Here is a 20551-nt window from a genome sequence, read left to right as displayed (position 1 = left end):
CGACGGTGGCCAGCCCACGCGCGCGAAACATGGAATGAGTAATGAGATACGTTGACCTTTTTGCCGGCTGTGGTGGCCTCTCCCTGGGTATCGAGGGCGCCGGAGGCCGACTGATCTTTGCTGTCGAGAAGTCTGACATGGCCTCGAGAACCTTTTTTCACAACCTAGTTGGGGATGCTAGGGACCAAACTGAGTGGAACAACTATGTCGCTTCAGATCTTGAAAAGCAGATCGCAGGTAGGCTTGTTGTACGCCCCCTTTCCGATGTGTTGGCGCATGAAGATTGCCTAAGCGACACAGCGGAATTGGGACTAGACCTAGTAGTCGGAGGCCCGCCCTGCCAAGGTTTTTCAATGGCTGGACGTCGGAATAAGGACGATTTGCGCAATAAACTGGCCTGGGAATACCTGACTTTTGTTGAGCGCACCTCCCCTAAGGCTGTTGTGATTGAGAACGTTGTAGGAATGAGTCGAAGTTTTACCGAAGGGGAAGATTCATCCTTTAATCAACTCAAGCAGGCGCTCAGCTCCAACGGCGATAGCCCCTACCATTACGTTGTGCAGCCCGTTCTGGTTAACGCACTTCACTACGGGGCCCCACAGTTCCGTCCACGGATGATGTTAATTGCTGTTCGAGATGATGTGGCTGATCGTCTTGGGATAACAGCATCATCAGGGATCTGGAGGTCGGACTTCATTGATCGAATTGATCTAACCAACATTCCTGATTTGGCGCCTGTTCCAACTGTGCGGTCCCACGAGGCCTTCACGATCAGAGATGCAATTTCGGATCTTGATGGCTGGGACGGTCACAATCGCGGACGAAATATCCTGTACAAGGACAGACTTCGGAGTTTTGAGGCGCTTATACAAGAACGTTCTGACCGATCCGGTGTGACGCCGAATCAGACGCCCAGACGGCACAACGAGCGGGTTTCAACTCGATTTTCGTTCTACCGAATGATGCTTGAAAACGGGTTGGATCAGTCCCTGTTGTCGGTCATGAGTTCTCTTCCTCCTGATTTGGCCCTTCGGCTAGCCAGGGAAGAGCTCCACAAGGTACCGCGTCCGGTTACGTTGCTAACGTCGACAACAGGGTCCTCGATCGTAATTGAGGATCTTGATGAGCTCGTAGGGCTTGCCTACACACTTGTTACCAAGAAGCACAGCCAAAAAGTTCTATCAGCTGATGGCCCGTCTCGGACTGTAGTTACTTTGCCGGATGATTATGGTCATCCTGTGGCACCCAGGACGTTCACGGTTAGAGAGCTGGCGAGGTTCCAGGGATTCCCGGACAACTTCGAATTTGTTGGAAGGGAAACCACCGGTTCCCACCGCCGTCGTGTCGAGGTGCCTCAATACACTCAGGTCGGCAACGCCGTGTCCCCTTGGCAAGCTTTGGCGGTCGGGAAGAAAATCGCACCCATCATTGACCTCTTTAACAATGCGAACGCCATCGTGGCCTCTATCCCTGCCGTGGGTGCAGGATATGGCACGGAGAGGTTGGATCAGCCAACAGCGGCAATGGTTTCCTAGCTGTATTCTTCCGATCGGTTGAATGGCTAACGAGGCAAGAGCATGGGGACAGGACAGCTGCTGTCGCGACGTTGCGTGTCCGCGACGGCCGACTTCATGCAGAGCAGATCGTTCACTATGCCACCTGTAGCTCAAGCTACCTCAGCCCCTTCTACTTGGCGGCGGGCTTCTAGATTCTATTGAGGTCAGCGGCTTCCTACATCCGTACTGACCGCCCCTCCCGATTCGAATGGGCCATGACCGTCCGGATTGCGCAACAAAACTAGAATGAAACATGGCTGATTTCATGAGCCCTCGGCGCCGGAGCGCCCACATGGCAAAAATTCGGTCCAAAGACACAAAGCCCGAGCTCATGCTGCGACGGATATTGCATCGCGAGGGATTCAGGTATCGGCTTCATGATCCACGGCTACCCGGAAAGCCTGACTTGGTGTTCGCCGGCCGTAGGAAGGTCATTTTTGTCAATGGCTGCTTTTGGCATGGGCACAACTGCCCTGTCGGGTCACGCCTACCCAAAAGTAACACAAGCTTCTGGGCTGAGAAACGATTGCGCAACCAGACACGGGACGCGCGACAGCGGGTCCAATTGGTAGACCAAGGCTGGACGTATCTCGATGTTTGGGAGTGTGAACTAGCGACTGGTGCTGACATACTTCATCGCATCAAACTCTTTCTCGGGCCTTGAAGTAGGTGAAATTTTCGCTCTCTGGGTTCGCCTACGTCACTTTATAGGGGCGCCGAGCGTGCCAGATATGTTGGAGCACGGCGTGCATGGGGTACATCCATTCGTTGCGGGGCCAAGGATTGCCCCCGGTTTTGTAACTCCTTGACATAGCGAGCTTACGTAGATGCCGTCCTCGGCGGTGATGGCGTCGGCGCCGAGGAAGACACGGGTGGCCATCTCCGCCGCCTGGTGCAGCGCCTCCCACCATGGACCGCGAATCGGCGCTGGCCTTGCCGGCGATATCGAACGCGGCGACGTGGTCCACGGACGTGCGGATCACTGGCAGGCCCACCGTGATGTTCACGCCCGCCTCGATGCCCAGCACCTTCACCAGCCTGTGCCCCCGTCGTGGGGTATGCGACCACCAGGTCGTAATCGCCGCGGCCGGCCAGCGTTTCGAATCGCTCAGCCACCGAAAGTGGAAGAAGCGAGAAAGGATAAATACCGGGCGTCCCCCTGCCCCAGCAAATGGCCCAGCGCTTCCACGGCCTCAAAATCCGCGGCACCCATATCCGTGGACAACCATCGAACCAGCAGCCCCGCGTCGCCACTGGCCCTCACCGCCGAGCCAACCGCCAGGTCCAGTTGGTCCCGCAACAGCTGCACCGCCAGGACACCGGAGCGGCTAAGCAGGGGAGCGGAGTACGCCTCCAGCGCTTCCGCTACTAGCCCCTCGCGCAGTAGCCGCAGCACCCGCCCCGAATCCGAGCGCCCGGCCAGCCCGACAGCAAGCCGGTACGGGTTCGACTCCACCGCGTCCCCCAGCATCGACCGGACCCGGAACATCTCCGTGCGGATGGCCTGCGGCGTGCCCGCATCACCATGCAGCTCATAGGCCAGCTCCTCGGCGCTCCAACCCTGCGACCGCGAGTCCAGCAGCGCCAGGATCTCCGCCCGGCGCAGCGTCAGCGGCACCCGGCTCCCGTCGGCCAGCACCGCCGCTGGTTTGTCGCCGAGCAGCTCCAGCGATGAAACCGCAACACCAGGCCGCCTCCGGACCGGGGGCCGGGGCGCACCAACGGACGACGGCGCACCCAAGGAAGCCCCGCCGTCGGACGTTCCCAGCACCGATTCCGCCACCCGCACCGCGCACCGCACCATCCGCAGCGTGTCCGCGCTGATGGTGTCCAGCGGGCCCGAGACGTCCAGAACTCCCAGCAGCTTGCCGGTGGCCGGGTCCGTGATGGGCGCCGCCGTGCAGGCCCAGTCGTGGTGGGTGCGGACCAGGTGCTCGGCGGAGAACAGCTGCACCGGCCCGCCGGTAACCAGCGCCTCGCTGATGGCGTTGGTGCCGATCCCCGCCTCGGACCAGTCGGCCCCTTCGGAGAACTCCAGCCGGTCCGCCCGGCGGAGCGCCTCCCGGCTGCCCACCCGCCACAGGATCTCGCCGGCCGCGTCGGTGAGCACCAGCAGGTGCCGGCCGGAACTGGAATCATCGGCCAGCAGGTCCTGCAGCGCCGGCATCACCTGCTGCAGCCGGTGCTCCCGGCGCAGCTGCAGCACCTCGGCCGGATCGTGCAGGTGCCGCGGGCTGTGCTGGTCCGGGCTGATGCCCAGCGCCATGGACCGGCGCCACGATTCGGCCAGCGGCATGGGGATTTCCGGGCGCGGGACACCGGCGATGACCAGCTCGTGCGCGCGGCGCAGGGCACGCGCGTACTTCGCCGGGTCCGAGAACCTCAGGCCGTAGTCCACCGTCTCCTCCTCACCGCCGGCGTCCTTGCCGGCAGTGCCCGTGTAACGCGGTTGTTACCCCCGCCGCGTTCCAATAGTGATGCAGCTCACGCCCGCCCCAGCATACCGCAGGGACCCCGGTGGGATGGAGCCGCCCGGACCACCTGAGGGACCGCACACAAAGGAGTGGAGATGACCGAAACACCCACCGCCGCCGCGCAGGCCTGGCTGGCCAGCCTGGACGGCGCGCTGCAGCGGCGCGATGTGGACGCCGCGCTGGAGCTCTTCGAGGACGAGAGCTACTGGCGCGACTTCGTGGCGTTCACCTGGAACCTGAAAACGCTCGAGGGCAAGGCGGACATACGCCGGATGCTCCAGGCCACGCTGGACCACGTGCAGCCGGCCAACTGGGCGCTCGCGGAGGACGCCACCGGCAGCGCCGCCGTCGACGGGACCGTGGATGCCTGGATCACGTTCGAGACCGGCGCCGCCCGCGGCTACGGCCACCTCCGGCTGCGGAACGGCAAGTGCTGGACGCTGCTCACCACGATGCAGGAGCTGAAGGGCTTCGAGGAGAAGAAGGGCCCGCGCCGCGAGCAGGGCGTGTCGCACGAAATCATCCGCGGCCGCCGCTCCTGGAAGGAACTCAAGGAGGAACAGGAGGCGCGGCTGGGCTACGAGGAGCAGCCCTACTGCGTGATCATCGGCGGCGGGCAGGGCGGCATCGGCCTCGCGGCGCGGCTGCGGCGGCTGGGCGTGCCCACCATCGTGATCGAGAAGAACCAGAACCCGGGCGACTCCTGGCGGAACCGCTACAAGTCCCTGCACCTGCACGACCCCGTCTGGTACGACCACCTGCCCTACCTGAAGTTCCCGGACGACTGGCCCGTCTTCGCCGCCAAGGACAAGATCGGCGACTGGCTGGAGCACTACACCCGCATCATGGAGCTGAACTACTGGTCCGGCACCGAGTGCGTGGGTGCGGAGTACGACGACGGCACGCAGGAATGGGCGGTCAGCGTCCTCCGCAACGGGTCACCGGTGACCCTGCGGCCCAAGCAGCTCGTCTTCGCCCTGGGCGTCTCCGGCTACCCCAACATCCCCGCGTTCGACGGCGCGCAGTCCTTCCTGGGGGAGCAGCGGCACTCCTCCCAGCACCCCGGCGGCGGGGACTGGACCGGGAAGAAGGCGGTGGTGATCGGCTCCAACAACTCCGCGCACGATATTTGCGCCGACCTGTGGGAGCACGGCGCCGACGTCACCATGGTCCAGCGGTCCTCCACCCACATCGCCCGCAGCGAATCCCTGATGGACCTGGCCCTGGGGGACCTGTACTCGGAGCGTGCTTTGGCCAACGGGGTGACCACCGAGAAGGCCGACCTGCTGTTCGCGTCCCTGCCGTACCGGATCCTGCCCGAGGCACAGGTGCCCGTGTATCAGGAGATGGCCAAGCGGGACGCCGAGTTCTACTCGCAGCTGGAGGCCGCCGGGTTTGAGCTGGACTTTGGGGTGGACGGGTCCGGCCTGTTCCTGAAGTACCTGCGGCGCGGCTCCGGCTACTACATCGACGTCGGCGCCTCCCAGTTGATCATCGACGGCCGGGTGAAGCTGAAGAACGGGCAGGTCGCCAAGATCACCGGCAACGCCGTGGTGATGGACGACGGCACCGAGCTGGAGGCCGACCTGATCGTCTACGCCACCGGGTACGGGTCCATGAACGGTTGGCTGGCGGACTTGGTCTCGCCCGAGATCGCGGACCGGGTGGGCAAGTGCTGGGGCTACGGCTCGGACACGCCGAAAGACCCTGGTCCGTGGGAGGGGGAGCTGCGCAATATGTGGAAACCAACCAATGTTCCCAACCTCTGGATCCACGGCGGCAACCTGCACCAGAGCCGGCACTACTCCTCCTACCTGGCGCTGCAGCTCAAGGCCCGGATGGAAGGGCTGGAGACCCCGGTGTACGAACTGCAGCCCAGCCACCACACCCGCTGAAAGAAGGAGCCCATCATGAAGGCAGCACGTTTCCACGGCCGCGAGGATGTCCGGATCGAGGACATTCCGGAACCGGAGCTCCGGGCAGGGGCGGTAAAGATCGACGTCGCGTGGTGCGGTATCTGCGGCAGCGACCTGCACGAGTACCTGGAAGGCCCCATCTTCGTTCCGGCCCCGGGGCACCCGCACCCGCTCTCCCACGAGGAAGCGCCGGTGACCATGGGGCACGAATTCTCCGGAACTGTGTCAGAAGTCGGCGATGGGGTGGACGGGGTCGCGGTGGGGGACAACGTCGTCGTCCAACCGTACTTTGTGGACGGGACCTGCGACATGTGCCGGGCGGGCAGCTACCACCTGTGCCGGCAGATGGGCTTCATCGGGCTCTCCGGCGGCGGCGGGGGCTTGAGCGAGACGATCGTGGTGGACAGACGGTGGGTGCACCCGATCGGGGACATCCCGCTGGACGAGGCCGCCCTGATCGAACCGCTGTCCGTGGCCCACCACGCCGTGGAGCGCAGCGGCGTGAAGGCGGGGGACACGGCGCTGGTGGGCGGGTCCGGTCCCATCGGGCTGCTGACGGCCGCTGTCCTGAAGGGCCTGGGCGTGACCACGATCGTCAGCGAGCTGAGCCAGGCCCGCAAGGAGAAGGCCACGTCCAGCGGGGTGGCGGACCATGTGCTGGACCCCAGCCGGGAGGACGTCCCGGCTCGGGTGCTGGAGCTGACCGGCGGGCGCGGGGCCGACGTCGCGTTCGAGTGCGCCGGCGTGAACGCGGTGCTGGACACCATGCTGGACGCCGTCCGGCCCGGGGGAGTGGTGGTCAACGTGGCCATCTGGGGCGCGCCGGCCACGGTGGACATGCAGAAGCTGGTGCTCAAGGAGATCGACCTGCGCGGCACCATCGCCTACGTCCGGGACCACCCCGCCGTGATCAGGATGGTGCAGGAGGGCAAGGTGGACCTCAAGCCGTTCATCACGGGCCGGATCGCGCTGGAGGACCTGGTGGAGCAGGGCTTCGACACCCTCATCAACCACAAGGACACCGCGGTTAAGGTGCTAGTGCACCCGTAGGGGCGCGACGACGGCGGGGGGGCAAGTCCCGCCGTCGTCGTTCCAGCCTTTCCTGCTGGCCCGACACCGGAATCCCGGCGCTCCTGGCCCGGTTGCACCTGGCGCACGCCGCGACCGCAGAACGGTCAAAGGCCGCGCAGGAAAGCCAGGCCTCTGGCGGCCAACTCGTCCTGGCTGGGGGCCAGCGGCCGCCAAATGGAGGCCGCCACGGCAATCGCCGCATTGTCGGCGGTGAAACTCTCAATGTTTAGAGGTCCGCTGTAGCCCACCTCGTCCAAGGCGTGCAGGAAGCCTTCCCAGTCAGTCTGGTCCCTGCCGGGCGCGCCGCGGTCGTTCCCGCACACCTGCACGTGCACCACGTGTTCGCCGGCCGCCCGGACCGCGGCGGCCAGCGAACGCTCCTCAATGTGAAGGTGGTAGCTATCCAGAGCCAGGCCCACGCCGTTGCCCAGCAACGGCTCCAGCGCCTCCAGCGCCTGGTCCACCGTGTTGATCAGCGACGTTTCATACCGGTTCAGCGGTTCAATGCCCAGCAGCACGCCCGCGTCAAGGGCCCGGGCCGCCACCGGTTCCAGGTTGTGGCGCAGTTCGGCGTAGGCTTCCCGACGCTGCCCGGGCGACATCCGCCAGACCCGGCCGGTCTGGGCGTAGAACGGACCGCACACAGTGGGCGAACCGATGCTGGCGGCCATGCTGATGCAGTCCATGAGGTAGGCCTGCGTCTTCTCCACGGATGCCGGGGGAGCGGACACGAGGTCCCGCCCCGGCGCCATGGCACCGACAAGAAACGGTGTCAGCCCCGTGGACTCCACGGCTTCGCGCACCGCGGCGGAGGTGAAGTCGCCGGCGTTTTCCAGCGGCAGTTCGACGGCGTCAAACCCCAATGCGGCGATCCTTGCCAGGTGTCCGCCCAGGTTGGCATCGGTCAGGGGAGATTCCCAGACCCAGGTGCTGATCCCGATAAGACGCCTCACGCTGCTCCCCTCAATGCCGGCCGCAGGGCACTGTCAGGGCATTTGCCGCCTTTGCCAGACGTCCGGGTAGCCGGGGAGGTCTTCTCCGCCGAACTTTGCGTAGTGCCCGCCGGGCATCCCCTCATTGCGCTGCAGCCAGTCGTCCAGTTCGTCGGCGAGGATGGGCTCTTGCGGGAGAACCCATTCGGCCGGGATCTGCTCACCCTTGAAGATCTTTTCCATGGCCAGCAGCGGGGTCCGCCACTGGAAGTTGGAGTAGACGGGGGCCATGGCATCGATTCCGGTTTCCTTCCACTTGGTCAGGAAGCTCATCTCATCCTCACCGGTCATCACCGGCAGGTCCTTGCCTGCATCCTCAAAGGCCTCGAGGGCAGCCACCGCACCGTCTCCGGCGTCCATCCAAACGCCCTGGACGTCACCGGTGGCGAGTTCATCGGAGATGATTTTCTTGATCTCGGTGGGGTCCGCTCCGGTGAAGTAGTCCCTGGCCTGGATCCCCTTCTCCTCAAAGATCTTCTGTGCCGCCGCCCAGCGGTGTTCCAGCACGTCCACGCCGGGAAGGATGCGGAGGGCCACCACCTTGTCGCCGGACTCCAGCCTGTCGGCCAGGAACGTGGCGGTGTCTATGCCCCAAGCAAAGCCGCCGATCGGGTGGATGAACGTGGTGGCGCAGTCGGTTTCCACGCCGCGGTCAAACACCACCACCGGCTTGCCGGTTTCGCAGGCGCGTTCCACGGCCTGGGTCAGGGCCGCCGTCGAGTTGGGCGAGATGACGAACGCATCGCAGTTTCCCTCGTCGATGAAGTAGTCAATGTCCGCGATCTGCGTGTTGTCGTTGTCCTTGGCATCCCGGGTTTCCATCTCGGAAATGACGCCCGAGTCCTGCAGGACCTTGAGCTGCTGGTTCATGGTGATCCAGCCGGTCTGGCGCCACGGGTTTGAGATGGAGGCATTGGCGAAGCAGACCTTCTTTGCTCCGGATGAGGCGAACTTCGAGGTGTCCGTCATGTCGCCGGCAATGTACTGCAGGTAGGGTTGCTCAGGGTTTCCTTCAAAGGTGGCCGAGCGTTGCTCAAACTGTGCGTCGTACAGCGACTGGTCGAACCATTCCTGGCTTGCCGGACTGGTTTGCGCCGGCGAGCCGTTATCCGGTGCCGTCGTTTCGGTAACCGACGGATCCGTGGTGGTACAGGCGGTCAGCACTAACATCGGCACTGCTGCCCCAAGTGCGATGGCGCTAATAGGGTGTTTGCGCATCAGGTTCGATCTCCTCCTTGTTCGGTGCCCTCGTGGGGCATGGGTGGTGCGCTTAGCCGGTGCCGTTCGTCATGGGCAGCGGAAGTGGCTCCCTTGCGCTTGCGCTGCCATGACTTGGACGCTGCTGCCACAGCGACGACGATGATGACCCCCTGGACCGTGTCCCGCCAGGTGGCCTGGACACCCATGAAGTTCAGGAGGGTGAACAGCGCCTCGAGGGCGAACGCGCCGGCCGCCGCGGACAGCACCCAGCCGCGTCCGCCTCCCAGCACCACGCCACCAAGCACGACGGCGGTGATCGCCGTGAACTCGTAGCCGCGCCCCACCGACGGATGGACCCCCGCATAGCCCACGAGCAGGATGCCGGCCACGGTGGCCGACAGCGACGAGATGATGAACGCCCGTGTCCGCACCCACCAGACGCGGGAACCGGACAGTTCAGCAGCCCTTGGATTGTCACCGACGGCGATGAGCATGCGGCCAAAGGGGCGGCGCATCAGGAGCACCGCCAGGATGGCCACTGCCGTCAGGATGATGACCGGGTAGGGAATGATGTCCAGGACCGGGACATCCTGGATCCCGCCGCGCCCGATCTGGCGGAAGCTGTCCGCCGGGTTCCCCTGGGCAGCGCCGCCGGTCCAATAGAGGACCAACCCGAGCAAAGCCAGCATCATGCCCAGCGTCACGATGAAGCTGGGCACCTTCAGGAGCGTTGTGATCAGGCCGTTCACCAGTCCGATGAAGGCACCGAGCACAAACATCAGGATCAGGACCGGAATTACACGGGAATCGTCCTGCCGGATGAGGTTGCCGGCAACGATGACCTGCATGGTCACCACAGAACCCATGGACAAGTCGAATTCGCCGCCGACAATGACGAAGTACTGGCCGACGGCTGCGATGGCGATCGGGGCTGTCCTGCCGATGAACCGGATGAAGGAGCCCGGCTCCCCGAAGGAGGGGTTCAGCGCGATGATGGCCGCCAAGAGGCCGATCAACAGGATGAAAACGGCGCCGCCGGGAGTGCGCACAGCCCGCAGAAGCCGTTCGGAACGGCTGGCACGGTTCTGCCGCAGGACTGCGCTGCGCCCGGAGGTTGCGGTGATCATGGCCGCTCCGCCGATGCAACCTCTGCCGCCGGCATATCCGCGGAGCCCCTTGAGCTGAACCGCTCCGGCCTGTTCACGATCCTGCGGCGGGCATACACGGCGACGGCGACCACAATCACCACGCCCCGGACCACGTCCTTGAGGAAGGGGTTGATCTGCATGACGGACATGATGTTGTCCAGCATGGCGAAGATGAGGACGCCGCCGAGGGTGCCGGTAATGGTCCCTTTGCCCCCGGCCAGCAGGGTGCCGCCGAGGACCACTGCGGCGATGGAGAGCAGATCGTAGCCGCCCTGGGAACCCACAGTCGGGCTGCCCACGCCCAGCCGGCTGGCGAGCAGCAGCCCCGCCATTCCTGCCAGCAGCGAACAGATCACATGGGCCGTGATGACCGGCATATCGACGCGTATTCCAGAGGTCCGGGCCACGGAAATGTCACCGCCGACCGCGTAGAGGTGGTGGCCCATCCGGGTGCGGTGGAGCAGCAGCATGGCCAGGCCCGCGCAGGCCAGCATAATGATGGTCGAGATGGGAACAGGCCCCAGGCCGGTCGCCCCGATCAGTCGGAATGAGAGCGGCGTCTGTCCGAAGCTGCCCTTGAAATTGGTGGCGAGGTAGCCGCTGATGATCAGGCCCATGCCCAGCGTGGCAATGAACCCGTGCACATTGAGGCGGGCAACTATCAACCCGTTCGCCAGGCCGATGATGGCCGCGGCACCCAACGTGAGCAGGACGCCGGGCAGGACGTTGCCCGGGTTGTTGGCCATCACCCCGGCGGCAATAAGGCTGGCCAGGCTGGTGACATAGGGAACCGAGAGGTCCAGGCTGCCGGCCAGGATGACCAGCGTCTGCCCGATGGCTATGAAACCCAGGACGCTGGTTCCGGTCAGGATGCTGGAGATGTTGCCTTGGCTGAAGAAATTCCGCCCCACTGTGCTGACAAGAACAGCACCGACGATCAGCGTCAGCAGCGCCACCAGGTAGACGATCTGGGTGGAGGACAGGCGCTCGATTAGGCTGGCCCGTTGTTTCATGTTCCTCCTCCGGGTGCGGTCCTGGCGCCGGTTCCCAGCTGCAGGATGGCTTCCTCCGATGCTCCGGCCGGGAGCTCGCCGGCGAGGCGCCCGTCGCGCATGACCAGGATGCGGTCGGACATGCCGATGACCTCAGGCAATTCGCTCGAGACCATCAGGATGGCTTTGCCTTCGGCTGCCAGCTTGCGCATCAGCCGGTACACTGCCACTTTGGCTCCCACGTCTATGCCGCGGGTCGGTTCATCCAGCAGGACCAGGCGGGGGCTGATGGCCAGCCACTTGGCAAGGACCACTTTCTGCTGGTTCCCGCCGGAGAGATATTGCACCTCCTGGTCCAGGTCCCGGGCCACGACCTCAAGGGAGGAGAACACGCCAGGGATCTCGGTCCGGACAGCTTGGGTGCGGCGCGGGAAGACCGATCTGATAACGGTCAGCGCGTTGTTCAGGATGGATTGATTAAGGCTCAGGCCCTCGGCTTTGCGGTCTTCCGTGATGAGGGCCATGCGCGCCCGGACGCCCTCCCGCGTCGACTTGGGAAGGACGTCCCGGCCCTCCACCTTCATGGTGCCGCGGGTAAAGGGGGCGGCGCCGAAAATGGCGTGCAGCAGTTCAGTCCGGCCGGAGCCCTGAAGACCGGCCACTCCCACAATCTCACCCGGTTGGACGCTGAAGCGGATTCCGTCCAGCTGGCCGTTTCCGGCATCGTGCAGCTCGAGCATGGGCTTTGCGGGGACGCCGGCACCGCTGTCCGTCTCCGGCAGTTTGTCAGGGAAGAAGGCTGAAATGGGCCTGCCAACCATCAGCCGGACCAGCTTTGTATCGTCGAGTTCCGAGGCGGGGCCGGTGCTGACCACGCGGCCATCCTTCAGGACGGTGATGACGTCGCACAGGTCGAAGAGTTCCCGAAGCCGGTGGGACACATAGAGGATGCCCGTTCCACGGTCCCTGAGGCGGTACACGATCTGGTAGAGGAGCTCAACTTCGGCGCCAGCCAACGCGGCGGTGGGCTCGTCCATGGAAACGATCCGGGCGTCGTAGCTGACCGCCTTCGCAATCTCCACCACCTGCTGCTCAGCGACGGTCAGGCTCCGCACCTGCGCGGTGGGCCGGATGGCGGTGATCCCGAGCGACTCCAGCAACTCCGCCGTGTTCACGTTCATCAGCGCCTTGTTCACCAGGACTCCGCGGCGGGGCTCCCGGCCCAGGTAGATGTTCTCCGCCACGGTCCGGTCAGGAAGGAGATTGAACTCCTGGAATACCGAGGAAAGCCCGGCTTCGTGGGCCTTTGTGGGGTGGCTGAAACTGACTTCGTGGCCCTCCAGAAGCACCGTTCCCGCATCCGGCTGGTAGACCCCCGCAAGGACTTTCATCAGGGTGGACTTGCCGGCGCCGTTTTCGCCAACGAGCCCGTGGACCTGGCTCCGGTGAAGGGTAAGGTGGGCGTCTTCCAGCACGGGGATCCCGAAGAAACTTTTGGTCAGTCCACGGACTTCCAGGAGTGGCGGCGGGGCCGCGGAACCTTGAGGGAGCCCACCGCGGACTGACGCCGCGCCAGTCCGTTCGTGGTTCTCCATCGGTTCGCCCACGCCTAACTGTTACAGGGCGGGTTCTGTTCCGTCAAGGGATAAACGATTGCTTACTACTAAGGCCGATTGGCAGCGTTTTGGCTGTTGAGAGGCGGGGCGGCCCGCAATGAGAAGGCCGGCGTTCAACGGGGTTGCGGGTCACGCGCTGGATTCAGTCAGGAGAACGCCGCGGCCCGGGGGAGTGTTGGTGAACGTGGCCATCTGGGGTGCGCCGGCCACCGTGGACATGCAGAAGCTGGTGCTCAAGGAGATCGACCTGCGCGGCACCATCGCCTACGTCCGGGACCACCCCGCCGTGATCCGGATGCTGCAGGAGGGCAAGGTGGACCTCAAGCCCTTCATCACCGGCCGGATCGCGCTGGAGGACCTGGTGGAGCAGGGCTTCGACACCCTCATCAACCACAAGGACACAGCGGTGAAGGTGCTGGTGCACCCGTAAGGCACGACGACGGCGAGCGGCAAGTCCCGCCGTCGTACCCTTCCTGCGGTAGGGAGCGCCGTTGTAGGGTCAGGGCGTGATAGTCCCCGATATCTCCCAGGACGCCGTGGCGGTAGCGGATCACTACGACGAGCTCGATCCCGTGTATCGCCGGGTGTGGGGGGACCATGTCCATCACGGGCTGTGGGCGACGGGTTCCGAGACGCCGGGCGAGGCCGTCGAGGCGCTGGCTGACACGGTCGGCGACCGGCTGCGCCTTCTGCCCGGCCAGGCGTGCGTGGACATCGGCTGCGGCTACGGCGCCACCGCCAGGCGGCTCGCGGCGAAACACAGGGTCAGCGTCACCGGCTTCACGCTTTCCGCCGAACAGGCCCGCTACGCTGCCGCTTATCCCGTACCGGACGTCGACATCCATGTCCGCGACTGGCTGGCCAACGGGCTGGCGGATGTCTCAGTTGACGCTGCATGGGCGATCGAGTCCAGCGAGCACATGGTGGACAAGCCCAGGTTTTTCGCCGAGGCGCACCGCGTGCTCACATCCGGCGGCCGCCTGGTTGTCTGTGCATGGCTTGCCGAAACCGACGCCAGCGGGTGGAAGGTACGCCACCTGGTGGAGCCCATCTGCCGCGAAGGGCGCCTGCCTTCGATGGGCACGCGCGAGGAGTACGAGGCGATGGCAACCGCGGCCGGCTTCGCGGCGACCGGCTATGAGGACGTCAGCCGCTGCGTTGCCCGCACCTGGTGGATCTGCGCCGGCCGGCTCGTGAAGGCCATGCTCACCGATCCCGAGATGCGCCGCGTCGCCCTTGGCGCACGCAACCGCGGCGCCGTCCTAAGCATTCCCCGTATGATCCTGGCCTACAGCACCAGCGCGATGCGCTACGGGATCTTTACACTGACAAAGGCCTAGGTGGGCAGCCTTCTATCCGGCGTTCCTGTCCCCAGCTAGACCTTCTTTGAGCCAGAGGGTGTCGTCCTCCACCCGGTCCAGTTCATCCGCTGCAAAGTAGGCGTGGCCCGTCAGGAGGCCGGATTTGTCGACTTCCACATAACCGATCCGCAGCAACCTCTCCGCGGTATGGTGGGGCAACTTTGAATTCGCAGCAAAAGTCGCAATCCCGGTGTTAACCAGGCCCCCTGTTTCCGGGTCGGTCTGCCCTTGCGCGGTAATCGCCTCCGGATCACCCATTCTCAGGTCTTTGACCTTGCCGACCTTTTTCCCATCAGACGCCACGACATGCATTCCTTCACGCACCTGTTCGATGACCTCCATGGCTCCTCCTTCGGGCCGCAACCAATGGGGATAACAGCCAGTGTAGGACTGCCGGCCCGCCAGTGTTAGAGGGGGAAATGGGCTGGTGCAGGGGCCTGTCCTTGCTGGCCAGCGGCGAGACGTTTTGAGGGGGGCCTTCCCCCTATGCAACCGGCGCCCGGGCGCGGAAGATGACCCTTATGAAAAAGCTCGTGCTGGCTGGCTTTGCCGCTGTTGTCATGGTTGTTGGCACCCTGCTGGGCGCCGTCGTCCCGGCCGGTGCCGCGCCCGACCCCGCCATTACGGCGGGGCAGATCCTCGTAAAGTTCCGCGACGGCGGCGCGGCCGCGGGCGTGCTGCGACAGCACGGACTCGCTGACGGGCCCGGGGTCGGCAGCACCGGCGCACGCGTCATCACCGTACCGGCCGGGAAGGAGCTTCAGCTCATCGAAGCCCTGAGCAGGAACCCGGTGGTTGAATATGCCGAACCGGACTACGTGGTCACGCCGGCCTCAAACGACACCTACTTCAAAGACCAGTACGCATTGCAGAACAATGGGCAACCATTCACCAACACGGCCGGCACCATCGAGATAGCTGCCGGCACGGTGGATGCAGACGTCGACGCCGTCGAAGCGTGGAAGATCACCACCGGCAACGGCATCAAAGTGGCTGTCCTCGATTCCGGCGTCGCCACCGACAACCCCGATATCAATCCGAAGGTCGTTGCGCGGGCCAACTTCACCACTTCGAGAAACAACGAGGACAACTACGGCCACGGCACGCACGTTGCCGGCATCGTAGCCGCGACGGCAGATAACGGCATTGGTGTCGCCGGCGTGTGCTCAGGCTGCACCATTCTTGCCGGCAAAGTCCTCAGCGACTCCGGGATGGGGTCCAGCTCAGGTCTCGCGAACGGCATCAACTGGGCGGTCAAGAGTGGCGCGAAGGTCATCAACATGAGCCTCGCCGTGGGGTCGTCAACCACTCTGCAAACTGCGGTCAATAACGCCTGGAACGCGAACGTGTTGCTCGTTGCTGCAGCCGGCAACGGAGGTAACACCACCATGATGTATCCGGGCGCGTACGCCAACGTCATTGGCGTGGGGGCGACCAACAACGAGGACAAGAAAGCGTCGTTCTCCACCTATGGCCCCTGGGTGGATGTTGCAGCGCCGGGGGTTAGCGTCTACTCCACGTTCCCCAACCACAGGTTTGTTATTGCCCGGGAGTACAACCGATCCCAGGGTTATGACATCGGCAGCGGCACGTCGATGTCTTCGCCCATTGTTGCTGCAGTTGCTGCGCTCGCCTGGAGCGCCAACCCCGGCGCGAGCAACTCGGTAGTCCGAGCCAAGGTCGAATCCACCACGGACCCCGTTGGCGCAATTGGGACTGACTGGGCACATGGTCGCGTGAACGCAGAGCGCGCCGCGACGTGGCCTTAGGCCCCGGAGCGCTCTGTTACAGTCAGGCTCCATGACGGAACTTCGCCCCGACACTGCCCGCACCGTCGGCTTCCTCCATACGGCGGAGGTCCACGTGGCAACGTTCGAGGCCCTGGCCCGCGAGCTTCTGCCCTCCGCCGTCACAGTTCACTGTGTGGATCCCGAAGCGCTGGAGCTTTCCCGGCAGGACACGACGCCGGAGGGCGTGCGGGCCGTCGTCGCCGACCACCTCGCAGCACTCCGCGGAGACGGGTGTGAGGTAGTCCTCTGCACCTGCTCCACGCTGGGCGGGATCGCGGAGGAACTCGCGGGCGACGGCCTGAAGGTCATCCGGATCGACCGGCCGATGCTCCGCCGGGCCGTGGCCCTCGGACCGCGGATCGGAGTCCTGGTGGCTCTCACCAGCACCGTCGAACCAACCACCCGCCTCCTCGCCGAGGAGGCCGCGGAAGTGGGAGCCGACATCAACGTCGAGGTCAGCGTGGTCGAAGGTGCGTGGGACGCATTCCTCGCCGGCGATGCGGAGACTTATCACGCAAGCATTGCCAAGGCGGCGCGTGCGCTCGCAGGCCGCTGCGACGTCGTCGTCCTCGCCCAGGCCAGCATGGAACCTGCCGTCGCCCTCCTGGCCGGACTGGAAACACCCGTCCTCACGAGCCCGCGTTCCGCCGTCGAAGCCGTCGCGGCCGCGATGGTTTTTCGGTAACCAGGACGGCCGGACGGATTGCGGCTGCCCTCATACAGCGCTACGATCTTCGTCTCGGTCTTGGCCTTCGGAAGGGATCCATGATGAAAGTCCTGGCCTCAATTTCGCTGCTACAGCTCGTTGTTCAGCTGATAGCAGCCCGAAAGGCCATCCGGGACCGGATTCCCTATGACAATCCCTTCACGCGGGGAAAGCCGGAGGACGTCGCGCGCGACATGTGGACGGCAGGCAGCGGGCTGGCTGGCCCGTGGCCCCTCTTGGGCATTCATGCGGCGTGCACGGTCCTGCTTCTGGTGAAGCCACGCACCAGCCTTCGGCGGGCGGTGGGGTGGCTCGGAGCCCTCTACATCCTCGGCATCAGCTGGGAACGCGTCAGCCTGGAGTCGCTGCGGCAGCCGGACAGTAAGACCACTCCGATAGTAGTGTCCGGCCTTGTCCTGTCCGTCGCCATGACCGTTCTTGGCCTGGGTGGCCGGAACCATTAGTCGAGCTTGATGTAGGAGGCAACACGGGCAACACTGCGGCGGTGCTGCGTCGCAGCTATTGGGAGGGTGATTGTGGACGGAGTCTCTGGCCTGAGCGGACCGCACTGGCGCAGGGTCATGGCGGCGCTTGCCAGCCGGGAGGCTCGGACAGCGTACGCGCAGATTGTGCTCGGTGAAGAGGTCCTTCCCGGCGCGAAGGAGCAGCGGCGCTCCAAAGCCATAGGGACGCTGCTGGAAGCCGGCCTGGTCGAGTGGTCAGGCGGCAAGGGCCTTGAGGCCACGGACGCGGTCTTCCGGGATCTCCTGTCGCAGCACCCGAAGCGCCAGCCGAAAACCGGGGTGGACCGCTTCCTGCGGCTTGGCCGGATCGACCGGTACCCGGCCAGCCCCGCTGACCGGCGCGAGCTCCTGGCATGGGTCGTGGGCCAGGCCATCCGGCCGGGGGAGGACCTCACCGAGCGGCAGGTGAACGAGCGGCTGCTGAACTACACGGACGACGTCGTGTTGTTGCGCAGGTATCTCGTCGACTTCGAGCTGCTGGAGAGGACGGCGTCCGGGTCCTCGTACCGGCGGCCAGCCGACGAGCCTGCGTAAAAACCGCGTGCGAGAATGGCGCCATGACCCACGAACAGCACCACGTCACCGCGCCGCAAGCCACCGCCGACCCCGGGTTTGAAGCCGCCTACCAGGCCGCCCAGAAGAGCCTTACTGAAGGCGGTATCCCGATCGGAGCCGCGCTTGCCCGGGATGGCATGATCGTGGCAAGCGAGCACAACGAAAGGGTCCAAAACGCAGATCCGATCGCGCACGGGGAAATGTCCGCGCTCCGCGCCGCCGGCCGGCAGAAAAGCTACCGGGACACCACGCTCTACACCACCCTGGCCCCTTGTGCCATGTGCGCCGGCACCATCATCCAGTTCAAGATCCCCCGTGTGGTGGTGGGGGAGGCAAGGACGTTCGACGGCGAACTCGAGCTTCTCCGGTCACGCGGGGTTGAGGTAGTGGTCCTGGATGATCAGCGGTGCGTGGACATGATGCGGGGTTTCCAGTCCGCCCACCCTGAACTCTGGTCCGAGGACATCGCCGAGTAGGGTCACCCGGATCGCATGACCCGCAGCCTAACCCCCTTCCGAACCCTTCGGTGCCTGCTGCTGGCTGGTGGTCCACTTGGCGTGCTCCTGCGAGATCAGGCCCTCGATCCGCTCCGCCAGCTGCCGGTGCCGGTCCGCGCCGAGGTAGGGTCCGGCCTTGGCCAGGTACAGGTAGCGTTCGTGCTTGAGGGCTTCGGCCGTGGAGCGGTACGTGATCCAGCGCTCCTGGAACTGGTAGAGGTGCTGGGCGCCTTCCAGGACCACGATGACGGCGGCCAGCGCGCCGGTCGCCAGGGCCGGGCTTCCGATGCCGGCCACCACCGGCAGTGCCGCCGCAACCGCCAGCTCCAGGAGCTTCAGCCATTTGTAGCGCCGCTGGTTGTCCCCGCTCCTGCTGTCGTACCAGGTGATCTGGTCCTCCAGCCGGTCCCACGTGGGATCCGCCGTGGCCGGCGGAGGGACAGCTTTGATCCTCCGTGCCCGTACCGGTACTTCCTCACCGCGCTCCATCCGCTTCCCCTTCAATCGACGCCGGCTATTCGGCCAGGACGAAGAACTCCTGCCACCTGTCAGGGCAGAAGCGTTCCCCGGCCAGCACATAGCAGGGCCAGATTGTCCACGAGCCTGCGCTGTCGATCAGGACCCGGCCCTGGGCGTTGACGGTTTCGCCGGGCTCAAGGACCTTTCCTTCATTCATGTCCTCGGTATCCCGGTGCTCATCAGCCGGATCCCGCACCCCCACAAACGTGTACTCCAGCTCCAGGCGCTGGTCCGTGGTGTTCGTCAGGGCATAGCTCACCGTGACGGTGTCACCCACCCGGGGAGACTCGGGATCGCGCCGGCTTCCCGCCTGCAGCTCCGTCAGGCGCAGCCCGTCTTCGCTCGTCACCGGGGAGGAGTCGATTTCGATCCCGCCCCCTGCCTGGACCGGCGCCCCGCCGCCGGAGTTGGCATCCGGCGACGATCTCGGCTGCAGGTTCGCCACGAGAAGGACCACCAGCAGGACCACGACGACGACGGCGGCCGCCCCGCCCAGGATCAGCGCCCGCTTGGGGAGGGGCCGGCGCTGCCTGTCCCCGGGTTGGGGCGCGGCCGGAACCGGCCCGGGCGTCTCCCGGTCCGCCGCAGCGGACGCGGCGCTTCCCGCCCCGGCCGCCATCCCGCCGTCGTCCTGGTTTCTCCGCACCTCCGCCAGGGTGGTGTCCAGGACCTTGAAGAGCCGGCTGGTATCGAACTCGAATCGGGCAGGGCTGAACTCCAGGGCCTGCCGGCGCGTTAGCCGGGACAGGCTGTCCGGCAGCTCATCGGCCCGCGGCATCCTCGCCTTGTCCACCAGGATGGGGATCACCCGGACGTTGCGGGTCAGGGCGGCCTGGACCTCGAGGCGCACAAAATCGTCAGGGTCGTCGAGCCGGCGCCGGCCGTGCTCATCGGCGATGGTGAGCCACTCATCGCCGATCAGCACAAGCACCACGTCGCAGGAACCGACGGCCCTGGTGATCGCCTCCACGAAGTCGTCGCCCAGTTGGATGGAATCGACGTCCTTGAAGACCTGCCCGCCTCCGTACCGGTCAGCCAGCCGGTCGTACAGCCAGCCGGCCGGGTACGCAGTCTCTTCCCGCCGGTAGCTGATGAAGATCCGGCCCGTCGCATTCGGGGGAGAATCTGCCATTGCCCACGCCCTTATGACCGAGCCAGACCCCCGAGGGTATTACACCGCCGGGGGCGTTACTGGCGCGTTACCGCCGGGTGGAGCGTCCCCCCAGCCGGTTGGCAGGGCCGTCAGCTGATGGCGGTCATGACGTTCCAGCCGTCGCCGACTTTGATGCGCCAGCCGAAGAGGCCGTTGCCGGTGCCGGGGTAGGTCCAGAGGGTGCCGTTGGTGTCGCGGGCGACGAGGTCGGGTTTGCCGTCGCTGGTGAGGTCGCCGGCGGCGCTGATGGCGGTCATGACGTTCCAGCCGTCGCCGACTTTGATGCGCCAGCCGAAGAGGCCGTTGCCGGTGCCGGGGTAGGTCCAGAGGGTGCCGTTGGTGTCGCGGGCGACGAGGTCGGGTTTGCCGTCGCTGGTGAGGTCCCCGGCGGCGCTGATGGCGGTCATGACGTTCCAGCCGTCGCCGACTTTGATGCGCCAGCCGAAGAGGCCGTTGCCGGTGCCGGGGTAGGTCCAGAGGG

Annotated in this window: 21 protein-coding genes and 1 pseudogene; 11 read left to right on the top strand and 11 right to left on the bottom strand. The window is 65.2% G+C overall.

All coding sequences use genetic code 11. The features are described 5' to 3' along the window. Positions 1 to 41: 41 nt before the first annotated feature. Positions 42 to 1535: a DNA cytosine methyltransferase gene (locus AC5RT3_RS19015; protein WP_494124937.1), complete on the top strand. Its 1494-nt coding sequence runs from the start codon at positions 42 to 44 to the stop codon at positions 1533 to 1535. Between the two features lie 274 nt (positions 1536 to 1809). Beyond that, complete coding sequence (locus tag AC5RT3_RS19010; RefSeq protein WP_494124936.1) at positions 1810 to 2220, top strand: very short patch repair endonuclease; 411 nt, start codon at positions 1810 to 1812, stop codon at positions 2218 to 2220. Between the two features lie 31 nt (positions 2221 to 2251). On the opposite strand, the gene AC5RT3_RS19005 is transcribed toward AC5RT3_RS19010, so the two are convergent. Together AC5RT3_RS19005 and AC5RT3_RS19000 are read right to left on the bottom strand one after the other, a co-directional pair. Further along, on the bottom strand, positions 2252 to 2551 hold the full coding sequence (locus tag AC5RT3_RS19005; protein WP_494124947.1) for a 4-hydroxythreonine-4-phosphate dehydrogenase PdxA: 300 nt from the start codon (positions 2549 to 2551) through the stop codon (positions 2252 to 2254). A 113-nt stretch (positions 2552 to 2664) separates the two neighbouring features. After that, on the bottom strand, positions 2665 to 3852 hold the full coding sequence (locus tag AC5RT3_RS19000; protein WP_494124946.1) for a GAF domain-containing protein: 1188 nt from the start codon (positions 3850 to 3852) through the stop codon (positions 2665 to 2667). A gap of 273 nt (positions 3853 to 4125) precedes the next feature. Between AC5RT3_RS19000 and AC5RT3_RS18995 the strand changes: the two genes are divergently transcribed. Next, positions 4126 to 5925, top strand: coding sequence for an NAD(P)/FAD-dependent oxidoreductase (locus AC5RT3_RS18995; RefSeq protein WP_494124935.1), 1800 nt, complete (start codon positions 4126 to 4128; stop codon positions 5923 to 5925). Between the two features lie 15 nt (positions 5926 to 5940). Beyond that, on the top strand, positions 5941 to 6996 hold the full coding sequence (locus AC5RT3_RS18990) for a 2,3-butanediol dehydrogenase (RefSeq protein ID WP_494124934.1): 1056 nt from the start codon (positions 5941 to 5943) through the stop codon (positions 6994 to 6996). Between the two features lie 125 nt (positions 6997 to 7121). Here the strand turns inward: AC5RT3_RS18990 and AC5RT3_RS18985 are convergent, their stop codons facing one another. From AC5RT3_RS18985 to AC5RT3_RS18965, 5 genes are read right to left on the bottom strand one after another with little or no spacing between them, the layout of a single operon-like run. Beyond that, on the bottom strand, positions 7122 to 7970 hold the full coding sequence (locus AC5RT3_RS18985; RefSeq protein ID WP_494124933.1) for a sugar phosphate isomerase/epimerase family protein: 849 nt from the start codon (positions 7968 to 7970) through the stop codon (positions 7122 to 7124). Between the two features lie 33 nt (positions 7971 to 8003). Beyond that, entirely contained in the window at positions 8004 to 9227 is a 1224-nt protein-coding gene (locus tag AC5RT3_RS18980; protein WP_494124932.1) for a substrate-binding domain-containing protein, read from the bottom strand. After that, a complete protein-coding gene (locus AC5RT3_RS18975) occupies positions 9227 to 10336 on the bottom strand; it encodes an ABC transporter permease (protein WP_494124931.1) in 1110 nt (369 codons plus the stop codon). The genes AC5RT3_RS18980 and AC5RT3_RS18975 overlap by 1 nt, the downstream gene beginning before the upstream one ends. After that, positions 10333 to 11370: an ABC transporter permease gene (locus AC5RT3_RS18970; RefSeq protein ID WP_494124930.1), complete on the bottom strand. Its 1038-nt coding sequence runs from the start codon at positions 11368 to 11370 to the stop codon at positions 10333 to 10335. The genes AC5RT3_RS18975 and AC5RT3_RS18970 overlap by 4 nt, the downstream gene beginning before the upstream one ends. Then, on the bottom strand, positions 11367 to 12944 hold the full coding sequence (locus AC5RT3_RS18965) for a sugar ABC transporter ATP-binding protein (protein WP_494124945.1): 1578 nt from the start codon (positions 12942 to 12944) through the stop codon (positions 11367 to 11369). The genes AC5RT3_RS18970 and AC5RT3_RS18965 overlap by 4 nt, the downstream gene beginning before the upstream one ends. Positions 12945 to 13122: 178 nt before the next feature. On the opposite strand from AC5RT3_RS18965, the pseudogene AC5RT3_RS18960 reads away from it, so the two are divergent. Beyond that, positions 13123 to 13395, top strand: a pseudogene (locus AC5RT3_RS18960) (2,3-butanediol dehydrogenase); the annotation flags it as partial. A gap of 76 nt (positions 13396 to 13471) precedes the next feature. Then, positions 13472 to 14305: an SAM-dependent methyltransferase gene (locus tag AC5RT3_RS18955; protein ID WP_494124929.1), complete on the top strand. Its 834-nt coding sequence runs from the start codon at positions 13472 to 13474 to the stop codon at positions 14303 to 14305. Positions 14306 to 14317: 12 nt separating this feature from the next. On the opposite strand, the gene AC5RT3_RS18950 is transcribed toward AC5RT3_RS18955, so the two are convergent. Next, positions 14318 to 14668 (bottom strand): hypothetical protein, encoded by a 351-nt coding sequence (locus AC5RT3_RS18950; protein ID WP_494124928.1) that lies wholly within the window; start codon positions 14666 to 14668, stop codon positions 14318 to 14320. A 170-nt stretch (positions 14669 to 14838) separates the two neighbouring features. Between AC5RT3_RS18950 and AC5RT3_RS18945 the strand changes: the two genes are divergently transcribed. The 5 genes from AC5RT3_RS18945 to AC5RT3_RS18925 all read left to right on the top strand — a co-directional run bounded on the left by AC5RT3_RS18945 (position 14839) and on the right by AC5RT3_RS18925 (position 18377). Beyond that, on the top strand, positions 14839 to 16095 hold the full coding sequence (locus tag AC5RT3_RS18945) for a S8 family serine peptidase (protein ID WP_494124927.1): 1257 nt from the start codon (positions 14839 to 14841) through the stop codon (positions 16093 to 16095). A gap of 31 nt (positions 16096 to 16126) precedes the next feature. After that, complete coding sequence (locus tag AC5RT3_RS18940) at positions 16127 to 16801, top strand: hypothetical protein (RefSeq protein ID WP_494124926.1); 675 nt, start codon at positions 16127 to 16129, stop codon at positions 16799 to 16801. 80 nt (positions 16802 to 16881) lie between these two features. Further along, a complete protein-coding gene (locus AC5RT3_RS18935) occupies positions 16882 to 17286 on the top strand; it encodes a hypothetical protein (RefSeq protein ID WP_494124925.1) in 405 nt (134 codons plus the stop codon). Between the two features lie 72 nt (positions 17287 to 17358). After that, entirely contained in the window at positions 17359 to 17880 is a 522-nt protein-coding gene (locus tag AC5RT3_RS18930; protein ID WP_494124924.1) for a DUF2087 domain-containing protein, read from the top strand. 23 nt (positions 17881 to 17903) lie between these two features. Then, on the top strand, positions 17904 to 18377 hold the full coding sequence (locus AC5RT3_RS18925) for a nucleoside deaminase (protein WP_494124923.1): 474 nt from the start codon (positions 17904 to 17906) through the stop codon (positions 18375 to 18377). Positions 18378 to 18404: 27 nt separating this feature from the next. Here AC5RT3_RS18925 and AC5RT3_RS18920 read toward each other — a convergent pair whose 3' ends face one another. The 3 genes from AC5RT3_RS18920 to AC5RT3_RS18910 form a co-directional block, all read right to left on the bottom strand. After that, the gene (locus tag AC5RT3_RS18920; protein WP_494124922.1) at positions 18405 to 18887 is read right to left on the bottom strand and encodes a DUF4231 domain-containing protein; all 483 of its coding nucleotides are present in this window, start codon (positions 18885 to 18887) and stop codon (positions 18405 to 18407) included. 25 nt (positions 18888 to 18912) lie between these two features. Then, positions 18913 to 20049 (bottom strand): toll/interleukin-1 receptor domain-containing protein, encoded by a 1137-nt coding sequence (locus tag AC5RT3_RS18915; RefSeq protein ID WP_494124921.1) that lies wholly within the window; start codon positions 20047 to 20049, stop codon positions 18913 to 18915. Positions 20050 to 20159: 110 nt separating this feature from the next. After that, positions 20160 to 20551, bottom strand: a 392-nt coding sequence (locus AC5RT3_RS18910) for an FG-GAP repeat domain-containing protein (RefSeq protein WP_494124920.1), incomplete at its 5' end; no start/stop codon positions are given.

The organism is Arthrobacter sp. Y3221159 (genome assembly GCF_059089885.1).
Note: the sequence above shows the minus strand (reverse complement) of the source record. Positions and strands in the feature narration are given on the sequence as shown.

Bases quoted from the DNA above. Each gene is read 5' to 3' on its own strand.
- AC5RT3_RS19015 (WP_494124937.1), top strand. From the start codon at position 42: ATGAGATACGTTGACCTTTTTGCCGGCTGTGGTGGCCTCTCCCTGGGT.
- AC5RT3_RS19010 (WP_494124936.1), top strand. From the start codon at position 1,810: ATGGCTGATTTCATGAGCCCTCGGCGCCGGAGCGCCCACATGGCAAAA.
- AC5RT3_RS19000 (WP_494124946.1), bottom strand. From the start codon at position 3,852: ATGCCGCTGGCCGAATCGTGGCGCCGGTCCATGGCGCTGGGCATCAGC.
- AC5RT3_RS18995 (WP_494124935.1), top strand. From the start codon at position 4,126: ATGACCGAAACACCCACCGCCGCCGCGCAGGCCTGGCTGGCCAGCCTG.
- AC5RT3_RS18990 (WP_494124934.1), top strand. From the start codon at position 5,941: ATGAAGGCAGCACGTTTCCACGGCCGCGAGGATGTCCGGATCGAGGAC.
- AC5RT3_RS18980 (WP_494124932.1), bottom strand. From the start codon at position 9,227: ATGCGCAAACACCCTATTAGCGCCATCGCACTTGGGGCAGCAGTGCCG.
- AC5RT3_RS18975 (WP_494124931.1), bottom strand. From the start codon at position 10,336: ATGATCACCGCAACCTCCGGGCGCAGCGCAGTCCTGCGGCAGAACCGT.
- AC5RT3_RS18970 (WP_494124930.1), bottom strand. From the start codon at position 11,370: ATGAAACAACGGGCCAGCCTAATCGAGCGCCTGTCCTCCACCCAGATC.
- AC5RT3_RS18965 (WP_494124945.1), bottom strand. From the start codon at position 12,944: ATGGAGAACCACGAACGGACTGGCGCGGCGTCAGTCCGCGGTGGGCTC.
- AC5RT3_RS18950 (WP_494124928.1), bottom strand. From the start codon at position 14,668: ATGGAGGTCATCGAACAGGTGCGTGAAGGAATGCATGTCGTGGCGTCT.
- AC5RT3_RS18945 (WP_494124927.1), top strand. From the start codon at position 14,839: ATGACCCTTATGAAAAAGCTCGTGCTGGCTGGCTTTGCCGCTGTTGTC.
- AC5RT3_RS18940 (WP_494124926.1), top strand. From the start codon at position 16,127: ATGACGGAACTTCGCCCCGACACTGCCCGCACCGTCGGCTTCCTCCAT.
- AC5RT3_RS18935 (WP_494124925.1), top strand. From the start codon at position 16,882: ATGATGAAAGTCCTGGCCTCAATTTCGCTGCTACAGCTCGTTGTTCAG.
- AC5RT3_RS18925 (WP_494124923.1), top strand. From the start codon at position 17,904: ATGACCCACGAACAGCACCACGTCACCGCGCCGCAAGCCACCGCCGAC.
- AC5RT3_RS18920 (WP_494124922.1), bottom strand. From the start codon at position 18,887: ATGGAGCGCGGTGAGGAAGTACCGGTACGGGCACGGAGGATCAAAGCT.
- AC5RT3_RS18915 (WP_494124921.1), bottom strand. From the start codon at position 20,049: ATGGCAGATTCTCCCCCGAATGCGACGGGCCGGATCTTCATCAGCTAC.